The sequence below is a fragment of the Bradyrhizobium tropiciagri genome (genome assembly GCF_001189845.1).
In the GTDB taxonomy this organism is placed as follows: domain Bacteria; phylum Pseudomonadota; class Alphaproteobacteria; order Rhizobiales; family Xanthobacteraceae; genus Bradyrhizobium; species Bradyrhizobium tropiciagri.
Genome location: NZ_LFLZ01000092.1, coordinates 16,660 through 32,444 on the forward strand (window position 1 = coordinate 16,660; position 15,785 = coordinate 32,444).

At 65.0% G+C, this 15,785-nt stretch carries 20 protein-coding genes, 2 pseudogenes and 1 riboswitch; of the genes and pseudogenes, 7 read left to right on the forward strand and 15 right to left on the reverse strand.

Going from position 1 to position 15,785, the window contains the following annotated elements; all coding sequences use genetic code 11:
• Nucleotides 1-129: 129 nt before the first annotated feature.
• Nucleotides 130-1,131 (reverse strand): AraC family transcriptional regulator, encoded by a 1,002-nt coding sequence (locus AKN84_RS39720; protein WP_050425818.1) that lies wholly within the window; start codon nucleotides 1,129-1,131, stop codon nucleotides 130-132.
• A gap of 80 nt (nucleotides 1,132-1,211) precedes the next feature.
• Here AKN84_RS39720 and AKN84_RS39725 point away from each other — a divergent pair, with 80 nt between their 5' ends.
• Entirely contained in the window at nucleotides 1,212-2,441 is a 1,230-nt protein-coding gene (locus tag AKN84_RS39725; protein WP_128971568.1) for an MFS transporter, read from the forward strand.
• A gap of 166 nt (nucleotides 2,442-2,607) precedes the next feature.
• On the forward strand, nucleotides 2,608-4,770 hold the full coding sequence (locus AKN84_RS39730; RefSeq protein ID WP_050425819.1) for a malate synthase G: 2,163 nt from the start codon (nucleotides 2,608-2,610) through the stop codon (nucleotides 4,768-4,770).
• 168 nt (nucleotides 4,771-4,938) lie between these two features.
• On the opposite strand, the gene AKN84_RS48265 is transcribed toward AKN84_RS39730, so the two are convergent.
• From AKN84_RS48265 to AKN84_RS39740, 3 genes are all read right to left on the reverse strand, one after another.
• Nucleotides 4,939-5,094 carry a Thivi_2564 family membrane protein gene (locus AKN84_RS48265; RefSeq protein WP_128971569.1) on the reverse strand — a complete coding sequence of 52 codons (156 nt, stop codon included), beginning with the start codon at nucleotides 5,092-5,094 and terminating at the stop codon, nucleotides 4,939-4,941.
• 111 nt (nucleotides 5,095-5,205) lie between these two features.
• Nucleotides 5,206-5,835, reverse strand: coding sequence for a DUF2865 domain-containing protein (locus AKN84_RS39735; protein WP_050425820.1), 630 nt, complete (start codon nucleotides 5,833-5,835; stop codon nucleotides 5,206-5,208).
• 27 nt (nucleotides 5,836-5,862) lie between these two features.
• Nucleotides 5,863-6,669: a L,D-transpeptidase gene (locus AKN84_RS39740; protein ID WP_050425821.1), complete on the reverse strand. Its 807-nt coding sequence runs from the start codon at nucleotides 6,667-6,669 to the stop codon at nucleotides 5,863-5,865.
• A 223-nt stretch (nucleotides 6,670-6,892) separates the two neighbouring features.
• Between AKN84_RS39740 and AKN84_RS39745 the strand changes: the two genes are divergently transcribed.
• The 3 genes and pseudogenes from AKN84_RS39745 (at nucleotide 6,893) to AKN84_RS39755 (ending at nucleotide 9,084) form a co-directional block, all read left to right on the forward strand.
• Nucleotides 6,893-8,005 (forward strand): AI-2E family transporter, encoded by a 1,113-nt coding sequence (locus tag AKN84_RS39745; RefSeq protein ID WP_050425822.1) that lies wholly within the window; start codon nucleotides 6,893-6,895, stop codon nucleotides 8,003-8,005.
• Between the two features lie 117 nt (nucleotides 8,006-8,122).
• Nucleotides 8,123-8,494, forward strand: coding sequence for an ElaB/YgaM/YqjD family protein (locus AKN84_RS39750; RefSeq protein WP_050425823.1), 372 nt, complete (start codon nucleotides 8,123-8,125; stop codon nucleotides 8,492-8,494).
• A gap of 141 nt (nucleotides 8,495-8,635) precedes the next feature.
• Nucleotides 8,636-9,084: pseudogene (locus tag AKN84_RS39755) on the forward strand (hypothetical protein).
• Between the two features lie 170 nt (nucleotides 9,085-9,254).
• On the opposite strand, the gene AKN84_RS39760 reads toward AKN84_RS39755, so the two are convergent.
• From AKN84_RS39760 to AKN84_RS39780, 6 genes are all read right to left on the reverse strand, one after another.
• Nucleotides 9,255-9,647: a hypothetical protein gene (locus tag AKN84_RS39760; protein WP_050425824.1), complete on the reverse strand. Its 393-nt coding sequence runs from the start codon at nucleotides 9,645-9,647 to the stop codon at nucleotides 9,255-9,257.
• Between the two features lie 628 nt (nucleotides 9,648-10,275).
• Entirely contained in the window at nucleotides 10,276-10,461 is a 186-nt protein-coding gene (locus tag AKN84_RS39765; protein ID WP_050425825.1) for a hypothetical protein, read from the reverse strand.
• 80 nt (nucleotides 10,462-10,541) lie between these two features.
• Entirely contained in the window at nucleotides 10,542-10,652 is a 111-nt protein-coding gene (locus AKN84_RS51020) for a hypothetical protein (RefSeq protein WP_488226072.1), read from the reverse strand.
• The gene (locus tag AKN84_RS51025; protein ID WP_488226071.1) at nucleotides 10,601-11,467 is read right to left on the reverse strand and encodes a DMT family transporter; all 867 of its coding nucleotides are present in this window, start codon (nucleotides 11,465-11,467) and stop codon (nucleotides 10,601-10,603) included. The genes AKN84_RS51020 and AKN84_RS51025 overlap by 52 nt, the downstream gene beginning before the upstream one ends.
• 65 nt (nucleotides 11,468-11,532) lie before the next feature.
• Nucleotides 11,533-12,213, reverse strand: a complete 681-nt coding sequence (locus AKN84_RS39775) for a transglutaminase-like domain-containing protein (protein ID WP_050425826.1) — start codon at nucleotides 12,211-12,213, stop codon at nucleotides 11,533-11,535.
• Between the two features lie 70 nt (nucleotides 12,214-12,283).
• Nucleotides 12,284-12,505, reverse strand: coding sequence for a hypothetical protein (locus AKN84_RS39780; RefSeq protein WP_050425834.1), 222 nt, complete (start codon nucleotides 12,503-12,505; stop codon nucleotides 12,284-12,286).
• Nucleotides 12,506-12,666: 161 nt separating this feature from the next.
• Here AKN84_RS39780 and AKN84_RS39785 point away from each other — a divergent pair, with 161 nt between their 5' ends.
• Nucleotides 12,667-12,921, forward strand: a complete 255-nt coding sequence (locus AKN84_RS39785) for a hypothetical protein (RefSeq protein ID WP_050425827.1) — start codon at nucleotides 12,667-12,669, stop codon at nucleotides 12,919-12,921.
• A 215-nt stretch (nucleotides 12,922-13,136) separates the two neighbouring features.
• On the opposite strand, the gene crcB is transcribed toward AKN84_RS39785, so the two are convergent.
• The 3 genes from crcB to AKN84_RS50165 form a co-directional block, all read right to left on the reverse strand.
• A complete protein-coding gene (crcB, locus tag AKN84_RS39790; RefSeq protein WP_050425828.1) occupies nucleotides 13,137-13,523 on the reverse strand; it encodes a fluoride efflux transporter CrcB in 387 nt (128 codons plus the stop codon).
• Nucleotides 13,520-13,693 carry a hypothetical protein gene (locus AKN84_RS47595; RefSeq protein ID WP_157863386.1) on the reverse strand — a complete coding sequence of 58 codons (174 nt, stop codon included), beginning with the start codon at nucleotides 13,691-13,693 and terminating at the stop codon, nucleotides 13,520-13,522. The genes crcB and AKN84_RS47595 overlap by 4 nt, the downstream gene beginning before the upstream one ends.
• Nucleotides 13,694-13,762: 69 nt before the next feature.
• Nucleotides 13,763-13,823, reverse strand: a riboswitch (Fluoride riboswitch).
• Nucleotides 13,824-13,883: 60 nt separating this feature from the next.
• The gene (locus AKN84_RS50165) at nucleotides 13,884-14,006 is read right to left on the reverse strand and encodes a hypothetical protein (RefSeq protein WP_283805578.1); all 123 of its coding nucleotides are present in this window, start codon (nucleotides 14,004-14,006) and stop codon (nucleotides 13,884-13,886) included.
• Between the two features lie 407 nt (nucleotides 14,007-14,413).
• Between AKN84_RS50165 and AKN84_RS39795 the strand changes: the two genes are divergently transcribed.
• Nucleotides 14,414-14,659, forward strand: coding sequence for a hypothetical protein (locus AKN84_RS39795; protein ID WP_050425829.1), 246 nt, complete (start codon nucleotides 14,414-14,416; stop codon nucleotides 14,657-14,659).
• Nucleotides 14,660-14,685: 26 nt separating this feature from the next.
• Here the strand turns inward: AKN84_RS39795 and AKN84_RS47600 are convergent, their stop codons facing one another.
• Together AKN84_RS47600 and AKN84_RS39800 are read right to left on the reverse strand one after the other, a co-directional pair.
• Nucleotides 14,686-14,835, reverse strand: coding sequence for a hypothetical protein (locus tag AKN84_RS47600; protein WP_157863387.1), 150 nt, complete (start codon nucleotides 14,833-14,835; stop codon nucleotides 14,686-14,688).
• Between the two features lie 56 nt (nucleotides 14,836-14,891).
• A pseudogene (locus AKN84_RS39800) lies at nucleotides 14,892-15,774 on the reverse strand (DMT family transporter).
• Nucleotides 15,775-15,785 lie beyond the last annotated feature (11 nt).

Here is a 15,785-nt window from a genome sequence, read left to right on the forward strand (position 1 = left end):
GACCCAGTATTCCAGAGACAGCAGTGCTTGAGCCGAAAGGCCGCGGCGTACTGGATGCCCCGCTTGAAGCGGGGCATGACGGCGGTGTGTGAGACGAGAAGCGCACTGTCACGCGACCGCTTCACACGCCTACTCCGCCGCGCGGCGGCTCCCGGCTCCGTGCCGCACCATCCCCGGCGATTGCCCGGTGACACGCTTGAACGCACGGCTGAAGGCGGCCTGCGACGCATAGCCCAGCCGTTGCGCGATCACGTCGATCGGCTGGCGCTCATGCTCGATCCACTGTGTGGCGAGGCGCATGCGGAGCTCAGCAAGGTAGCGCAGCGGCGATTGCCCGGTCATTGACTGGAAGCGCTCGGCGAACAGCGAGCGCGAGCAACCCGCCTCCGCCGCCAGTTCCGCAACCGTCCAGTTGCGGCCGGGCGCGCGATGCAGCGCGCCGATCGCGCGGCCGAGACGCGGATCGCGCAAGGCTTCGAACCAGCCGATGGCGTTGTCGCCGCTGCATTCGACCCAGCCACGCACGATCGACGCGGCAAGAACATCGGCGAGCCGCGCCATCACGCCGACCGATCCGGCCCGCGGCGTGCAGGTCTCGCGCTCCATCGCCTTCAGCATCGGTTCGATCTCCGGCTGGCGCGCAAGCAGCGTATCGACCCGCATCACCTCCGGCATCAAGGCGATCAGCGGGCGCATGCCGCCAAGATCGAAATTCATGCAAGCACTGAAGACCAGAACCTGATCGTCCTGCGGGCATCCTTCAGGGCAAGCCGACGTCACGTCGACATTGCCGCAGAGCGTCTCGGTCGCGAAACGCTCGACGTCGCAACTCGGCTCATCCGGGGCCGAGACGAGATCATGCGCACCGCCGCGCGGCAGGAAAATCGCGTCACCGCATCCAAGGGTAAGCAACGTCGCATCGGCGTAGCGCAGCAGCGCCGTGCCATGGGCGACGAAGTGGAATTGCGCGCGTCCATACGGCGTGTCGAACCGGAAACCGAACGGCGCCCGCGTCTCGACCCGGCGGTAGTGAACGCCCTCGAGCCGCATGCCGAGCAGCAATTCGCTCACCAGGTCGACTGCGGCGTCGGTCGTATCGGCGGCGGACGGTCTGGACGAACGATCAAACATTCGGGTGTTTATGGCATAGATTGTCCAAAACCTCCAGCCTATGTCTGCGGCGGTGCAACATAAGATGGAAGTTTCGGTCGATGGATCAAGAACTGGACCCCGCTCTGGCGCACGCCGATGCCGTTGCGCTGACGCCGGGCAACGTCGCGCTCGAGGTCGGTGGCAAGCCCGCCTGGGGCGCCGTCGTCGCAATGATGCTGGGCGTGACCGCACTTCTGACGGCGGAGTTCCTGCCGTCCGGCGTGTTGACACCGATGGCGAGGGACCTCGGCGTCAGCCCGGGCCTTGCCGGTCAGGCGGTGACCGCGACCTCGCTGGCCGGCCTGGTCGGAGCGTTGTTCACGCCGAGACTGACACGCAGCTTCAATCGAAAGCCGGTGCTGCTGAGTTTTTCGATCCTGCTTGTCATCTCCAACCTGCTGGTGGCGCTGGCGCCGAACATCACGTTCCTGCTCGCCGCTCGGATCGTGCTCGGCCTCGCCATTGGCGGCTTCTGGGCGATGGCGGCAGCGACGACGATCAGGCTGGTGCCGCCCTCGCTGGTTGCGCGGGCGTTGTCGATCGTGATGAGCGGCATTCCCGCCGCGATGATCATCGCCGTTCCGCTCGGCAGCTATCTCGGCGAGGTGGCGAGTTGGCGCATCGTGTTCCTGCTGGCCACGGCATTAGGCGCAGCGGTGTTCGTCATCCAGGCGCTGGCCTTGCCGCGTTTGGCCCCGAAGGGAGAAGCCGGCCTCGACACCCTGATCGACATCCTGACACGGCCGGGTATCGGCGCCGGCATATTTGCGGCGACGTTGGTCTTCACCGGACACTTCGGCTATTTCGGCTATATCCGCCCCTTCCTTGAAAGCGTGACCGGGCTTGGCGCTGCCGGCGTCGCAGCGACGTTGCTGGCTTTCGGCGTTGCCAACTATGTCGGCTCGTTCGTCAGCGGGCTGATGGCCGAGCGCAAGCTCAAGCTCACGCTGATCGCGATGCCGCTGGCGATCAGCGTGCTCGGTCTGTTGCTCTCGGTCTACGGCAAGGACCTCGTTCCCACGCTGGCGCTGGTCGCACTCTGGGGATTCGCCTTCAGCGGCGTGCCGGTGGCGACGACGACCTGGATCACTCGCATGGTGCCCGATGAGACCGAAAGCGGCACCGGGCTGACGGTTGCCTCGATCTTCCTCGGCATCACCATGGGCGCGGCGGGTGGCGGGCTTGTGCTCGACATGATGGGCGCGGCGGCCGTATTCGTTGCCGGCGCAATTCCCCTGGTGCTCGCTGCATTGCTGATCGCCACCAAGGTACGGACCAGGGCGCCCTGACCGCGCCCTTCAGCGCGGCTGCCGGTGCCGCGCTGGGGAAAGGGGGCCTTCTCAGAGCCGTGGCTTTAGGGCTAAAAGGGCCGTGAACGCGGCCCTTTGGCGCGTTTTTTGCTGATTTCTTGCGAAAACAGCCCCTAAACGCCCCATTTCTTTGAGAAAGCCCATCATGACTCGTGTCGATGCCCATGGATTGAAGATCGCCCCTGTCCTGTTCGATTTCATCGCCAAGGAGGCGACACCGAAAACCGGGATCGCGCCGGACGCGTTCTGGGCAGGACTCGCCGCCATCATCCAGAAGCTCGGCCCGAAGAACCGCGAGCTGCTCGCGGTGCGCGACACGCTGCAGGCCAAGATCGACGACTGGCATCGCGCCAACAAGGGCAAGGCGTTCGACATCAACGCCTACACCGCGTTCCTCAAGGACATCGGCTATCTGCTGCCGGAGCCCGCGACCCACAAGGTTGAAACCGCTGATGTCGACGAGGAGATCGGCAAGATCTGCGGCCCGCAACTCGTGGTGCCGCTGACCAATGCCCGCTACGCGCTGAACGCCGCCAACGCGCGCTGGGGTTCGCTGTACGACGCCTTCTACGGCACCGACGCGATCCCGCACGATCCGAGCGAGAGCGGCAAGGGCTACAACAAGGCCCGCGGCGACAAGGTGATCGCGAAGGCCAAGGCGTTCCTCGACGCCGCCGTGCCGCTCGCGACCGGAAGCCACACCGACGTAACCTCCTACGCCGTGATCGCCGGCCAGCTCTCGGCCAAGCTGAAGAGCGGCAATTCGACCGCGCTGAAGAACGGCGCGCAGTTCGCCGGCTATCTCGGCGACGCCGCCCAGCCCACCGCGATCCTGCTCGTCAACAACGGCATGCATGTCGAGGTCAAGATCGACCGCAGCAACGTCATCGGCAAGGACGATCCGGCCGGCGTCGCCGACATGATCCTGGAATCGGCGGTCTCGACCATTCTCGACATGGAAGACTCGGTCGCCGCCGTCGACGCCGAGGACAAGGTGCTGGTCTATCGCAACACGCTCGGCCTGATGAACGGCACGCTGTCGGCCGATTTCGACAAGGGCGGCAAGACGCTGACCCGCTCGCTCAATGCCGACCGCGTCTACAAGAAGCCCGACGGCAGCGAGCTGAAGCTGCACGGCCGCAGCCTGCTCCTGATGCGCAATGTCGGCCACCACATGTTCACCGACGCCGTGCTTGACGCCAAGGGCGAGGAAATCCCGGAGGGCCTGCTGGACGCCGCGGTTGCCGGCCTGCTCGCGATCCACGACCTCAAGGGCAATTCCAAGGTCAAGAACAGCCGCACCGGCTCGGCCTATATCGTCAAGCCGAAGATGCACGGGCCCGACGAGGTGACGCTGACCTGCGACCTGTTCGCCGAAGTCGAAAAGATGCTCGGCCTGCCGGAGAACACGCTGAAGGTCGGCATCATGGACGAGGAGCGCCGCACCACGGTCAACCTGAAGGCCTGCATCCAGCGCGCCTCCAAGCGCATCATGTTCATCAACACCGGCTTCCTCGACCGCACCGGCGACGAGATCCACACCTCGATGGAAGCGGGTCCGATGATCCGCAAGAACGACATGAAGGCGCAGCCGTGGATCAAGGCCTATGAGGACTGGAACGTCGACAACGGCCTGATCGACGGCCTGCCCGGCCATGCCCAGATCGGCAAGGGCATGTGGGCCGCGCCCGACAAGATGGCGGACATGCTGGCGCAGAAGATCGGCCATCCGCAGGCCGGCGCCACCACCGCCTGGGTGCCGTCGCCGACCGCGGCCACGCTGCACGCGCTGCACTATCACCAGGTCAACGTCACAGCCCGCCAGCAGGAACTCGCCAAGGGCGGACCGCGCGCAAAGCTCTCCGACATCCTCACCATTCCGGTGTCGCAGTCGAACTGGGCGCCCGACGACGTCAAGCAGGAGATCGACAACAACTGCCAGGGCATCCTCGGCTACGTCGTGCGCTGGATCGACCAGGGCGTCGGTTGCTCCAAGGTGCCCGACATCCATGATGTCGGCCTGATGGAAGACCGCGCCACGTTGCGCATCTCGAGCCAGCATCTCGCGAACTGGCTGCATCAGGGCGTCATCACCAGGGATCAGGTGATGGAATCGCTGAAGCGCATGGCCGTCGTCGTCGACAAGCAGAACGCCGGCGATGCCCTCTACAAGCCGATGGCGCCGTCATTCGATGGCGTCGCGTTCAAGGCGGCCTGCGACCTGGTGTTCGAGGGCCGCACACAGCCGAACGGCTACACCGAATACATCCTCACCGCGCGCCGCCGCGAAGCCAAGGCGGCGGGTTGATCTGCGAGCGATCGCAACGACAAGCAAAAGCCCCGGCGATGAGCCGGGGCTTTTTTTGTTGGAGATGCATTGCTCCACCCACGTCATTGCGAGCGGAGCGAAGCAATCCATTTCACCACTGGTGGAGGCATTGGATTGCTTCGTCGCTTCGCTCCTCGCAATGACGGGCTAAAACACTGTGAGGTACTTCAGCAGCGAGACGATGCCGATGATGATGACGACGAGGCGTGCGATCTGCTTGGCGCGGCCGTCGAGCGGCAGCATGTTGATGAGATAAAGAACGAGAATAACGACGAGGAAGGTAACGAGTACGCTGACGAGCATGCGGAGCCCCCTGAAGGCATCGGTGAATGCGCTATGCGCACCTTGCTAACGTGCCGGAGAGAGACCCGCTCCGTGCCAGGAACCGACGCTAACCGCCTCGCGTGAGCGGCACTACTCGCGCGCCACCACCGGCGGCTGGCCGTACTTGGCGCGGATGCGCTCCGGCGCCGGCGTGAAGTTGAGCTGCGCACCGCGCCGGTCCGGACGGCTGACCGACATCAGCCCATCCTTGCCGGCGACGATGTCGCCCTTGCGCAAGGTCGGGTCGTCCTCGATCTTCACCGCGGCGAGCCCGACGGGATCCTTGCCGTTACAGGTGCAGCCCGCGACAATCTGGTCGCGATAGCGGAACGCGTTCGGCAGCTCGGAATAGGGTTGGCCGTCTTCCGTCGCGGCGTTGTCGATATTGCCGCCATAGACCACTTCGGTCGCGCTCGCCGGGCAGAAGCTGTTGCAGCTCTCCGCCTTGCTCTGATTGCCGGTCGCAGCCAGCGGGAAATAGCGGCCGTCGCAGGTGCGCACGCAATAGGCCTGGCCGCCGTCATAGCGCGCGCGACGCTCCGCGCGCGGCACGGGCGCCGGGCCATCATCGAATGGCACCCGGATCATCGGCGGACGGCCATGCATGAAGCCGCCGAACAGTTGCGAGAAGAAATCCTGGGCTTGCGCCGCGGGCGCAAGGGACAGGCCGAGCAAGGCCGCCGTCCCGAACGCCCATCGCCTCACGTGCCGCTTTGCCATCACCGACCCTCAGTACAGCGCTGCTGCTCAGTACAACGAGGAACCCGCCGGGATGTTCAACGCCTGACGGCCGGACGGCAGCGTCATCACTGCGGGGCGCGGCTGCACCGGCGCCGGCCGGACCGAAATCTGCGTCGTGGTCGGGCCGAGCTCGCGCGCGGCGAGATGCGACGCGTTCTTCGGCAGCACCACGACCTTGGTGCCGACATCTACGCGGCTGAACAGGTCGGAGACGTCTTCATTGGTCAGGCGGATGCAGCCCGACGACACGAACTTGCCGATCGTCGACGGATCGTTGGTGCCGTGGATGCGGTATTCGCTGGAGCCGAGATACATCGCGCGGGCACCGAGCGGGTTGCCTGGGCCGCCGGCCATGAAGCGCGGCAGATAGGGCTGGCGCTTGATCATCTCGGCCGGCGGATGCCAGTCCGGCCACTCCGCCTTGCGGCTGATCGTCTGGGTGCCGGCCCAGGTGAAGCCCTCGCGGCCGACGCCGACGCCATAGCGGATCGCACGGCCGCCGCCGAGCACGTAATAGAGCGCGGTATTGCCGGTATCGATGATGATCGTGCCCGGCGCTTCCGACGTGTTGAGCGCAACCGTGGTGCGGCGCAGCCGCTCCGGCAGCGCGCCGTCCTCAGTGGCCCCGCCCGAGGGATCGTTCATCACCTCGTCGGAGGGGAATGCGCCCGGTTGCGCCGACGCATAGCCGAGCACCTGTGCGCTGGCCGAGGTGGTGACGATGAATGGCGTCACGAGCAGGACGCTGGCGAAGGCAAAGGTGCGCGCGGCGCGCGACGCAAGCCGGCGGCTGGAAAGAGACTGCTGTGTCATGTGCTGCCCCTGGACGGGATGCGCATCGTGGTGATGCGATGCCAAGCCAACGCACGTGGTAGCCAGAGAGTTCCGGCGCGAATCGTCGCGAAGCCGCGATTGTCAACCCGCCACGTCTCACGAACCCGCGATGGAACTTCTACCGCGGCGGGCCGTTGTCACGCGCAAGTTGTTATGCGCAATTTGATACGAAATTCATTTGTCCTCGTGCAGGAGGAAACTGGTGCGCGCCTTTCCGGGTGAACGTATGCTTGGCAACGCGCCCGAAGGCACGCCCCTCCCCGACAGCAACGCCGAACTGCCGCCGGTGATCAGCCGCGCCGAGGTCGTCGCCTTCGCGCTGGTCGCGCTGCTGGTGATTGTCGTTGTCGGGGTGCTGTATCTGGCGCGCGCGTTCTTCCTGCCGATCACCATGGCCTTCATCGTCGGCACCATGCTGTCGCCGGCGGCGAGCCTGCTCGAGCGCTACCGGATTCCGCGCGCGCTCGGCGCGGTGCTGATCGTGATCGCGGTCGGCGCCGCCGTGACGTTCATGGTCGGACTGATCGCCTCGCCCGTGATGGAATGGAGCTCGCGGCTGCCTGAGCTCAGCGCGATCCTGAAGCAGAAACTGCACATATTCGACCGGCCGCTTGCGCTGTGGCAGGAATTGCAGAGCATGGTCGGCGGATCAGATCCACTGGCCACCTTCCAGCTGCCGAAATTCGAATGGGTGCAGCCGACGCTGGAATTCCTGTCGCCGACCTTCGCCGAATTCCTGCTGTTCATCGCGACGCTCATCCTGTTCATCGCAAGCTGGAAGGATCTGCGCCGCGCGCTGGTGATGACCTTCAGCGAACGCGAAGCGCGGCTGCGCACGCTGCGCATCCTCAACGAGCTCGAGATCCATCTCGGCAATTATCTGCTGACGGTAACGATGATCAATATCGGCGTCGGCATCATCGCTGGCGTGATCTGCGCCGCGACGGGCATGCCCAATCCGGCCGGGCTCGGCGCGCTCGCCGCGGCGCTGAACTTCGTTCCGATCATCGGCCCGGTCGCGATGTTCGTGACGCTGGTCGTAGTCGGCATCATCTCCGCGCCGACCATCGGTGCCGGGCTGATCGCGCCGGCCTGCTTTACGGTCGTGACCTTCTTGGAAGGACATTTCGTGACGCCGACGATCGTCGGCCGCAGGCTGTCACTGAACGCGCTCGCGGTGTTTCTCGCGCTCGCATTCTGGACCTGGCTGTGGGGCCCGATGGGCGCCTTTCTGTCGTCGCCGCTGCTGATCGTTGGATTGATCGTGAAGGAGCATTTGATGCCGGTCAATTCGCCGCAGTTGCCGGAAGGGTAACAAAGCGTTTTCAAGCGAAGAAAGGGCGTCGAACAGCAAGGCTCAGTTTCGCATCTGGAACCTTTGCTTGGTGCGAAGCGTTTTTCTCCAAACACACACGTTCTCCGGGAGCTTTCGATGTCGAGCACGGACAGCGCATTTGGGATCAAGAACATGACGGACAAAGCGACCTACGAGCGCCTCGAAAAGGATGTCATCGCCGTGAAGAACGATATCGCGGCCCTCACCGAACAGATCACCGACGCGCTCAACTCGTTTGCGAGCAACGCAGGCAAGCAGGCCCGCCGCCACTACAAGGATGCGCGCGCCAACGCGGAATCGACCTTCGACGACATGTCGGAGCGCGGCAGCGCGATGATAGGCGCGGCGCAGGAGGCTGCATCCTCGATCGAGGAGTCGCTGGAAGAGGTGATCACCCAGCGGCCGCTGGCGACCGTCGGCCTGGCGCTTGGCCTCGGCTTTTTGATCGGCGTCACTTGGCGGCGCTAGACGCTGCTCAACTCCGGCGGATGAGGCCTGCGATGGCGGTCATGCGCAAACCACCGTTCTGGACGAGATGGCAGCGCTGGCGCGCCGCCGCCTCGTTTGTCGATGCGCTTTTCAAGGCAAGGTCGAAAACAAGGCTGGTCAATGCTTCAGCGGCTGATCGATGACGTCAAGGAATCCACCGGCAGCGCGCTGCGGCTAACCTCGCTGGCCGCCGCCGCCGCGATCGCGCTGTTCATCACCATCGCCTTCCTGTGCGCGGCCGCCTTCGTCTATGTGCTGCAGCACTACGGACCGGTGGAAGCGTGCCTCTCCGGCGCCGCGCTGTTCCTGGTCGTCACGCTGATCGCCGTCGGCGTCTACACCGCGCGCAAGCGCGAAATGCGAAGGCGTGCCGAGAAAGCGGCGAAGGCTGCGAAATCGGCAGCGGCAACCATGTTCGCCGATCCCGCATTGATCGCGACCGCGCTGCAGATCGTCCGCGCCGTCGGCGTGAAGCGGCTGATCCCGATCCTGGCAGTCGGCGGCTCGCGCTCGGCCTGATGGCAAGCCGCGGTGCTGCCAGCGGCAATGAGGCGGAGGAAGAAGAATAGCCTGCGTCATCCGGTAAGGCGTTAAACGCAACCAACCGTGTCATCGCCCGGCTTGACCGGGCGATCCAGTATTCCAGAGACGGTGTTATTAAGCGGTTAGGCCGCGGCGTACTGGATCGCCCGGTCAAGCCGGGCGATGACAGCGTTGCTTGTGGAACGTTCGCCCTTGCTCAAGTCACGCAGCGGCCGGGCTGCAGCAGCTTGGCCACTTCGGTCAGGACGCTGACCACCGGTTCGCAGGCGACCTTGCGGGTGTCGCCGGGCCGCGCGCGGGCGGGCGCTGCGGGGTGATTGCGGGCCTCTTCCCGCGCCACGGGAACGCGCACCAGGACCGACGTATCGGGCAGCCGGTCGAGCTTCAGCGCGACGGTCCGGCTCGGCAGGCCGGTCAGCGGAACCGCGGCGCGGTCGGTCTTGGCGGCGCGATTGACCGCGCTCTCCGGCGCCAATTGGGTGGTGACCTGCTGCCCGCCAATGAGATCGTGGCCGGATGCCAGCTGGACCGCGCCAAGCGTCAATCCAACCGCCAACGCAGCGAAAATTCCCTTTTGAATCTTTGACATGGTGATGTCCCTCGCCCCATGGAAATTCCCGTTGGCGATCACGGACACAACGCGAACGAAACCTGTGGGGTTCTCGCGTCCAGCCATCACTTAACCGTGTACGAAAAAATTTTGATTCGCGCGGAACGAGTCCGGGGGTCTGCGAGTCATTGCAAGAGCCGGTTATTCCCCCTGCCCCATTGACCGGCGACGTAGGGCGCGACCGTGGTGATGCCGGTCGCGCCCTGCTCTTTTTTAAGGTTCGCCTTTTTGGAGGTTCGTCTGTCAGCCCTGCCGGCGAACCATGTGCCAGCCGGCCAGTCACGCACGCATCCGGCTTCAGGCATCGTCGCTCGATGGCGTGTCCTGGGATCGAACAACCGTCACCTCACGGCATGACGGGCAACGACCGACATGAAACTTGATTCCGGTCGTCTGGTCGTCGACGAGCATCAATTCGCTCAGGGGCTCGCCGCATTTGCACGTCACCGTCTTCTTATCGGCAAAATACATCTGACGTCCTCCATAAGCCTGGAGAGTTCATCGCGTCATGAGGGCGAGCTCGCTTGCGCCGTGCTCGCCCCTCGTCTCTGCTCCTTCTCGGTCGGTCAGATCCGGACAATCCGGATGGCGGGATGACTCCCGGCGGTTATTTCGAAGCGGACTGCGCCTGCGAGCGTGACTCGGCGGCTTCGCGCGCCTGCCGCTCGGCCTTGAGGCGCTGGAAATTGTCGTAGAAGGCCTTCTCGTTGGCGCGGTGCTCCTTCATCGCCTGCGACGCATCTTGCTGACGCTGCGCATCGCGCTCTTTCCGTTGCTGGGGAGTCAGATTCATGCGGCCTCCAACTAAGTTCTTGAATCAACGCCGGATTCAACGCACGAGGCCGGGAAAAGTTGCAATGGCGGGGAACTGGCCTATTTGCGCAGGCTCGCCCAGACGCCGCCAAGGATCAGCAGGCCGCCGACCAAATGGATCAGCTTCGGCGGCTCACCCAGAATGACCCAGGACAAGAGCGCGCTCGCGATCGGCGCGACGTAGAGCACCAGCGATGTCCGCACCGAGCCGAACCGCGCACCGAGCCAGGCGAAGCGGCATAGGCCATCAGGCCGGGCACGAGACCGGCGAACACATAGGCCTCGAACGCCCTCGCGTTGAACACCGCAGCAGGCGTCGCCCACATCTCCTGCACGGCCGGCGGCAGCGAGCACAGCGCGCCCGCCGCCGAGAACAGGCTGACCCGCGCCAGCAGCGAGGCGCGCGGCGCGACACGGGATTGCACCAGCGTGTAGCCGGACCAGCCGAGCATCGCGCACACCACCAGGAGATCGCCCCAGGCCGCGCTCGATTGGGTCAGCGTTTCCAGATGGCCGCCGGAGACGATCAGCAGCGCGCCGGCGAGCGCCAGCGCCGTGCCGAGCCATTGCAGCGGACCGATGTGCTCGATGCCGAGCGCGGCCGAGATCAACAGCACCATGATCGGCGACAGCGCGAAGATCAGCGCGATATGGATCGCGGTGGTGGTGATCCCGGCGATGTAGACCGGGCCGCCGCACAGGAACATGCCGAGGAAGCCCGCGGCGAGGATCGGCCACAGGTTCTGCGCCAGCGGGATCTTGCCGCCCTTGATCGCCGCGATCGCGAACGGCGCCAGCCCGATGGCGATGATGCTCCAGCGGAAGAAGGCCAGCGAGAACGGCGGCACCGAGCCGGCAAGGCCGCGCGCCAGCACCTGGTTGGAGGCCTGACCGACCGCGACCAGGATGAAGCCGGTCAGCGCGACCGCGTCCTCCCAGCCCGTGGTCGGACGGCCGACCGGCGCTTTCGGCAGCTCCGCATCCATGACACAGCCCCCTCAGCCGGTGCGCAATTGACGAGGACGGCTTGCGCCGTCGCTGCCCGCACCCGCTACTGCTCCGCCGCCTCCCGCTCCATGTCGCGGCCCGACATGTCCTCGCCCTGCATGTTGGCGTATTCGCGCGCCATCTCGCGCATCAGGAATTTGGCGGGGACGTCGTGATAGCTGCCGTGGTCGTTGACATATTGCATGTAGGCACGACCCGCGCCGTCGAAGGGATGCAGCAGCGCATCTGAATGGCCATCGAAATCGAGCGGCTTGACGCCGAGCTTGGCGCACAGCGTGTCGTTGAAGGTCGGGGTCGCCTTGCGCCAGGCGCCATCGACGAACACTTCGGTGAAGCCGTGCCAGGTGAACAGGTCCGAGCCCATGCTCTGGCGCAGCTTCTCGGTGGTGAGATGGTTGCGGACATCGGCGAAGCCGACGCGGGCCGGGATGCCGTGGACCCGGCAGGCCGCGGCATAGAGCGCCGCCTTGCCGACGCAATAGCCGTTGCCGGCGGCGAGCACGCTGGAGGCCCGATAGCTCTCCGGTGAGCGCATGCTGACATAAGGGTTGTAGCGGATGCCGTCGCGCACCGCGGTGTAGAGCCGGCTCGCGATCTCGCGCGCGCTGGCGTCGGCCGGGACGGCGGCGCGGGCGAACGCCTCGACGGCGGGATGGTCGCTGTCGACATATTCGCCGGGGTCGGTGTAGAGGCGGCTGATCGTGTCAGTGAGATGCTCGGTCATGACGCAACCTTAGCAAGCCATCAGCGCAGTTCAATGCAGCCGACGCAGCCCTGCCCCGCCAGAGTCCGGTCTAGTTCCTGAAGCGTTCGTCCCATTGCGGCGGCTGGTAGCTGCGCCGCTTGGCCTTGAAATATTCGCGCGCGAAATGGATGCCGATCCCGATCAGGAACGGCGGGGCGAGCGCAGCGGCGATCATGAACACGGTGATCGACTTCGGCGTCAGGATGTCCAGCACCATCGACGCCAGCAGCCACAGCGTGGCAGCAATCACCGCGACGTCGACATGCTTCATTCCCTCGGTCTTTCCCTTGGTCGTTCCGGGTTCCATCCTACCGGCTGGCCCTGCATGCGCCAAGGATTCCGGCGGCAGCCAATACCTCCGGCGCTTCACTTTTTTGGAACGGTGCCCGCGCGGGCAATGTTGGTCCTGAGATATCGAACCCGGAGGGTGCGATGGGCAACTCCAGTGACATCCACAACGGCGTCGACCATCCCGCGAGCCAAAACGGCGTCAACGACCCGGTCGGCGGGGTCGACGTGAAGCGGACCTTCAACGACAACCAAACGCCGCACGAACGCGCGCAATGGGCCGCCGACGTCCGCGCCGACGCCTCGCCCAGGAGCGGCGAAGCGTTCCTGCCCGAAGCGCTGCGTCGGCGGCCGACGTCGCCGATCAATCCGCGCACCGGCCGCCATCCCACCGACTAGCGAGAGCGACATGACGTTATGCGGCCGTCGCAGGGGCGCTGCCAAAATATCGAAAACAACCCCATGCAAAGTACCGTCGTTGGCCGGCGTTCAGACCAAGCAACTTGACACGTCGGGCAACTCGGAGATATTCTTCTAATATTCCGAAATTACGCAGTATCCGCGCTCCTGCAGCGACAAAGGCAAAGCCTTTGCGCGGGGATGACGGCTGACCATTAGACCGCGAACGTCCGCACCAGCAGCAGGCCGCCGAACAGCGCCAGGATCGAGAGCGCGACGGAGGCCGCGATATAGGCGCCGGCCGGCCATAGCTCGCCCCGCTGCATCAGCACGATCGCATCGAGCGAAAAGGTCGAGAAGGTGGTGAAGCCGCCGCAGATGCCGACGGTGAGAAACACCCGCACCGTCTGGCTGACATTCCAGCTCAACGCGAACGACTCTGCGAAGACCCCGATCAGGAACGAGCCCACGATATTGATCACCAGCGTGCCCCAGGGAAATTCCGTGCCGACCAGGCGCCCCGCGCCGATCGCCACCAGATAGCGTGCGACCGATCCCAGCGAACCGCCGATCGCGACCGCCGCCAACAATTGAACGTTCAATTTCGTAACCTTCCTGCTTGCCACTCGGCGATGCCGACCAGCATCCCAACAACAAAGGTCGCGGCGACCAGCTCGCCCGGCGCGTCGACCAGCAGGGCGACGACACCGACGAGCCAGATCGACCCGACCAGCGACAATGCGATTGAGATTGAACCAGGAAGACCCGTCATGCTCTGCCCCCTTCTCATTCGCGGGGCGCGGCAGGTCGGCTGTGGCACGCGCTCCTACCGACGCTGTCGCGCCCGGTAGGAGTCATCAGCCTTGCGGCGGTTATCGGGGGACTCCATCCCCGTCGAGGTGGGAATGGTAGGCGAGTAAAGTGGCGGGAGCAAGTGGGCGCTCCCTCGGCTTGTCGTCGCGTTACTCGCTCGTCGACAACATCGCGTTCAGCTCGAAGGCTGTCTTCAGCTGATCGATGCGCGCGACGATCTGCTCACGCTCGGCGCCGCGCGGCAGCTGCGCGAGCCGGTTCTCGAGCCGCACCCGATGTTCCTCGAGGCGCTGCTCGAAGGTGTGGGGTTCAGATCGCTTCCGTCGTTGAATCGTCCTCTGCATCGTCCATCCTTGGCGGTTGCAGACCGGGGCTGTTGGCCCAGCGGTCCAGTTGATCGATGACCCGAGCGTGGCTCGGACGCCGCGGTTCCGGCGCTTTCGGCTCCTCGGATAGCTTGCGGGGCAGCTTGACTTGGTCAGTCATGGCATCTCTCCCGCAACATAACGAAACAGGTAGCCCGTCGTTCCCGTATTTTTTTAATAAGCTATTGATTTTGCTTTACAATATTACTCATTCAACGTTTTTGTCTCAAGCAAGGGAACTCGGGGAGAGTCTGTTGGTTTAGCAAGTTACTCAATCAGCGAAGTTTGGGTATTTTTGCGATGGGGTATTTGCGATGAACGAGTTACGCGCCGAGCGTCTCCAGGTCATGGTCTCGCCGGAGGAATTGGCTGCCTTGGACGATTTCCGGTTCAAGCACCGTATGCCGACCCGCGCCGCGGCGGTCCGCGAGTTGCTCAAGCTCGGTCTGTCCGGCGTCGGCACCGACGCGGCAGCCGGGGTGAAATCCAGCGATTACGGGGTGTTCAATCGGGGGCCTGAAGGCCACACGCAGGTAGAGGACGCGCCGGAAGGCAAGTGACGGCGCGTTGTCGCCGATGTGGCGGTTCAGCCGGCGACGAAGAGGTCCACGACCGCCTTCAGGGTGCAGACCACGAGCGCCGACGTGAACATCGCCGTGCCGAGATCTGCGAGATCTGCGAGATAAAGCAGCTGCGCCTTCTGCTCCGCATCAAGCCGCGCGATCGCCTTGCGCATGGCCAAGCTCCCTTTTCAGGAAAACGCGATGCGCCGATCTCCGTTCCAGCGCGGCCTCAGGCGCGTTGCAGCGCCAGCATCACGCCGCCAAGCGTCAGTGCCATGGCGCCGATCTCGCGCAGGCCCAGCGGCTCGCCGAGCATGATCGCAGCCGAGACCACGCCAATCACCGGCACCAGCAGCATGCCGGGTCGATGCCGATGTCGGCGGCAGGCGGCGCAGCGTCTCGAACCAGGTGAGATAGCAGATGCCCATCGGCATCAGCGTCATGTAGGCGAAGCAGCCGAGGCCGAGCGGCGTGATCGCCGTGTAATTCGGACGCTCGAACAGCACGCCGAGCAGCAACATGACCAGACAGCCGATGCCGACCTGCCAGGCGACCACGGCGAGCGGCGGCATCGGCAGCGGCTTGCGGTTCAGCACATTGCCGAGCGCGAACAGAATGGCGCAGGCGAGCGCAAGCGCAATGCCGGTGAGCTTGACGGCGGTGAACGCAAAGCCGCCTGCGCCGAGCAACATGGCAACGCCGGCGACGCCGAGCACCAGCGCGGCCAGATCCCGCAAGGTCGGGCGGCTGTGCAGCACCGGCCAGGCCAACAGCATCGCCCAGATCGGCATCGTGTAAGCCAACAGCGCGCCCTCGCCGACCGTGACGAACTTCATCGCGATGGTGCCGAAGCCCATCCAGGCAAAGACGTTGGTGAAGGAGGCGAACAGCAGCCGCGGGATCGCCTCGCGCGGCACCGCGAGCGACTGGCCGCGGGCCAGCGCGAGCGTGCCCAGGATCACCGCCGCGCAGGTGCCGGCAAGCCCGCGCGCGAACAGCGGCGGCCATTGCTGCAACAGCAGCTTCATCAGCGGCCAGTTCAGCGCCCAGCCGAACGCCGTCACCACCAGGCAGAGAAAGCCGACCGTCCTGTCGCGTTGCGTCGTGTCCATCGGTCGCGCTT

Excerpts from the sequence above, each read along its gene's own strand:
- AKN84_RS39720 (WP_050425818.1), bottom strand. The coding sequence starts at position 1,131 with ATGTTTGATCGTTCGTCCAGACCGTCCGCCGCCGATACGACCGACGCC.
- AKN84_RS39725 (WP_128971568.1), top strand. The coding sequence starts at position 1,212 with ATGGATCAAGAACTGGACCCCGCTCTGGCGCACGCCGATGCCGTTGCG.
- AKN84_RS39730 (WP_050425819.1), top strand. The coding sequence starts at position 2,608 with ATGACTCGTGTCGATGCCCATGGATTGAAGATCGCCCCTGTCCTGTTC.
- AKN84_RS48265 (WP_128971569.1), bottom strand. The coding sequence starts at position 5,094 with ATGCTCGTCAGCGTACTCGTTACCTTCCTCGTCGTTATTCTCGTTCTT.
- AKN84_RS39735 (WP_050425820.1), bottom strand. The coding sequence starts at position 5,835 with ATGGCAAAGCGGCACGTGAGGCGATGGGCGTTCGGGACGGCGGCCTTG.
- AKN84_RS39740 (WP_050425821.1), bottom strand. The coding sequence starts at position 6,669 with ATGACACAGCAGTCTCTTTCCAGCCGCCGGCTTGCGTCGCGCGCCGCG.
- AKN84_RS39750 (WP_050425823.1), top strand. The coding sequence starts at position 8,123 with ATGTCGAGCACGGACAGCGCATTTGGGATCAAGAACATGACGGACAAA.
- AKN84_RS39760 (WP_050425824.1), bottom strand. The coding sequence starts at position 9,647 with ATGTCAAAGATTCAAAAGGGAATTTTCGCTGCGTTGGCGGTTGGATTG.
- AKN84_RS39765 (WP_050425825.1), bottom strand. The coding sequence starts at position 10,461 with ATGAATCTGACTCCCCAGCAACGGAAAGAGCGCGATGCGCAGCGTCAG.
- AKN84_RS51025 (WP_488226071.1), bottom strand. The coding sequence starts at position 11,467 with ATGGATGCGGAGCTGCCGAAAGCGCCGGTCGGCCGTCCGACCACGGGC.
- AKN84_RS39775 (WP_050425826.1), bottom strand. The coding sequence starts at position 12,213 with ATGACCGAGCATCTCACTGACACGATCAGCCGCCTCTACACCGACCCC.
- AKN84_RS39780 (WP_050425834.1), bottom strand. The coding sequence starts at position 12,505 with ATGAAGCATGTCGACGTCGCGGTGATTGCTGCCACGCTGTGGCTGCTG.
- AKN84_RS39785 (WP_050425827.1), top strand. The coding sequence starts at position 12,667 with ATGGGCAACTCCAGTGACATCCACAACGGCGTCGACCATCCCGCGAGC.
- AKN84_RS47595 (WP_157863386.1), bottom strand. The coding sequence starts at position 13,693 with ATGACGGGTCTTCCTGGTTCAATCTCAATCGCATTGTCGCTGGTCGGG.
- AKN84_RS39795 (WP_050425829.1), top strand. The coding sequence starts at position 14,414 with ATGAACGAGTTACGCGCCGAGCGTCTCCAGGTCATGGTCTCGCCGGAG.
- AKN84_RS47600 (WP_157863387.1), bottom strand. The coding sequence starts at position 14,835 with ATGCGCAAGGCGATCGCGCGGCTTGATGCGGAGCAGAAGGCGCAGCTG.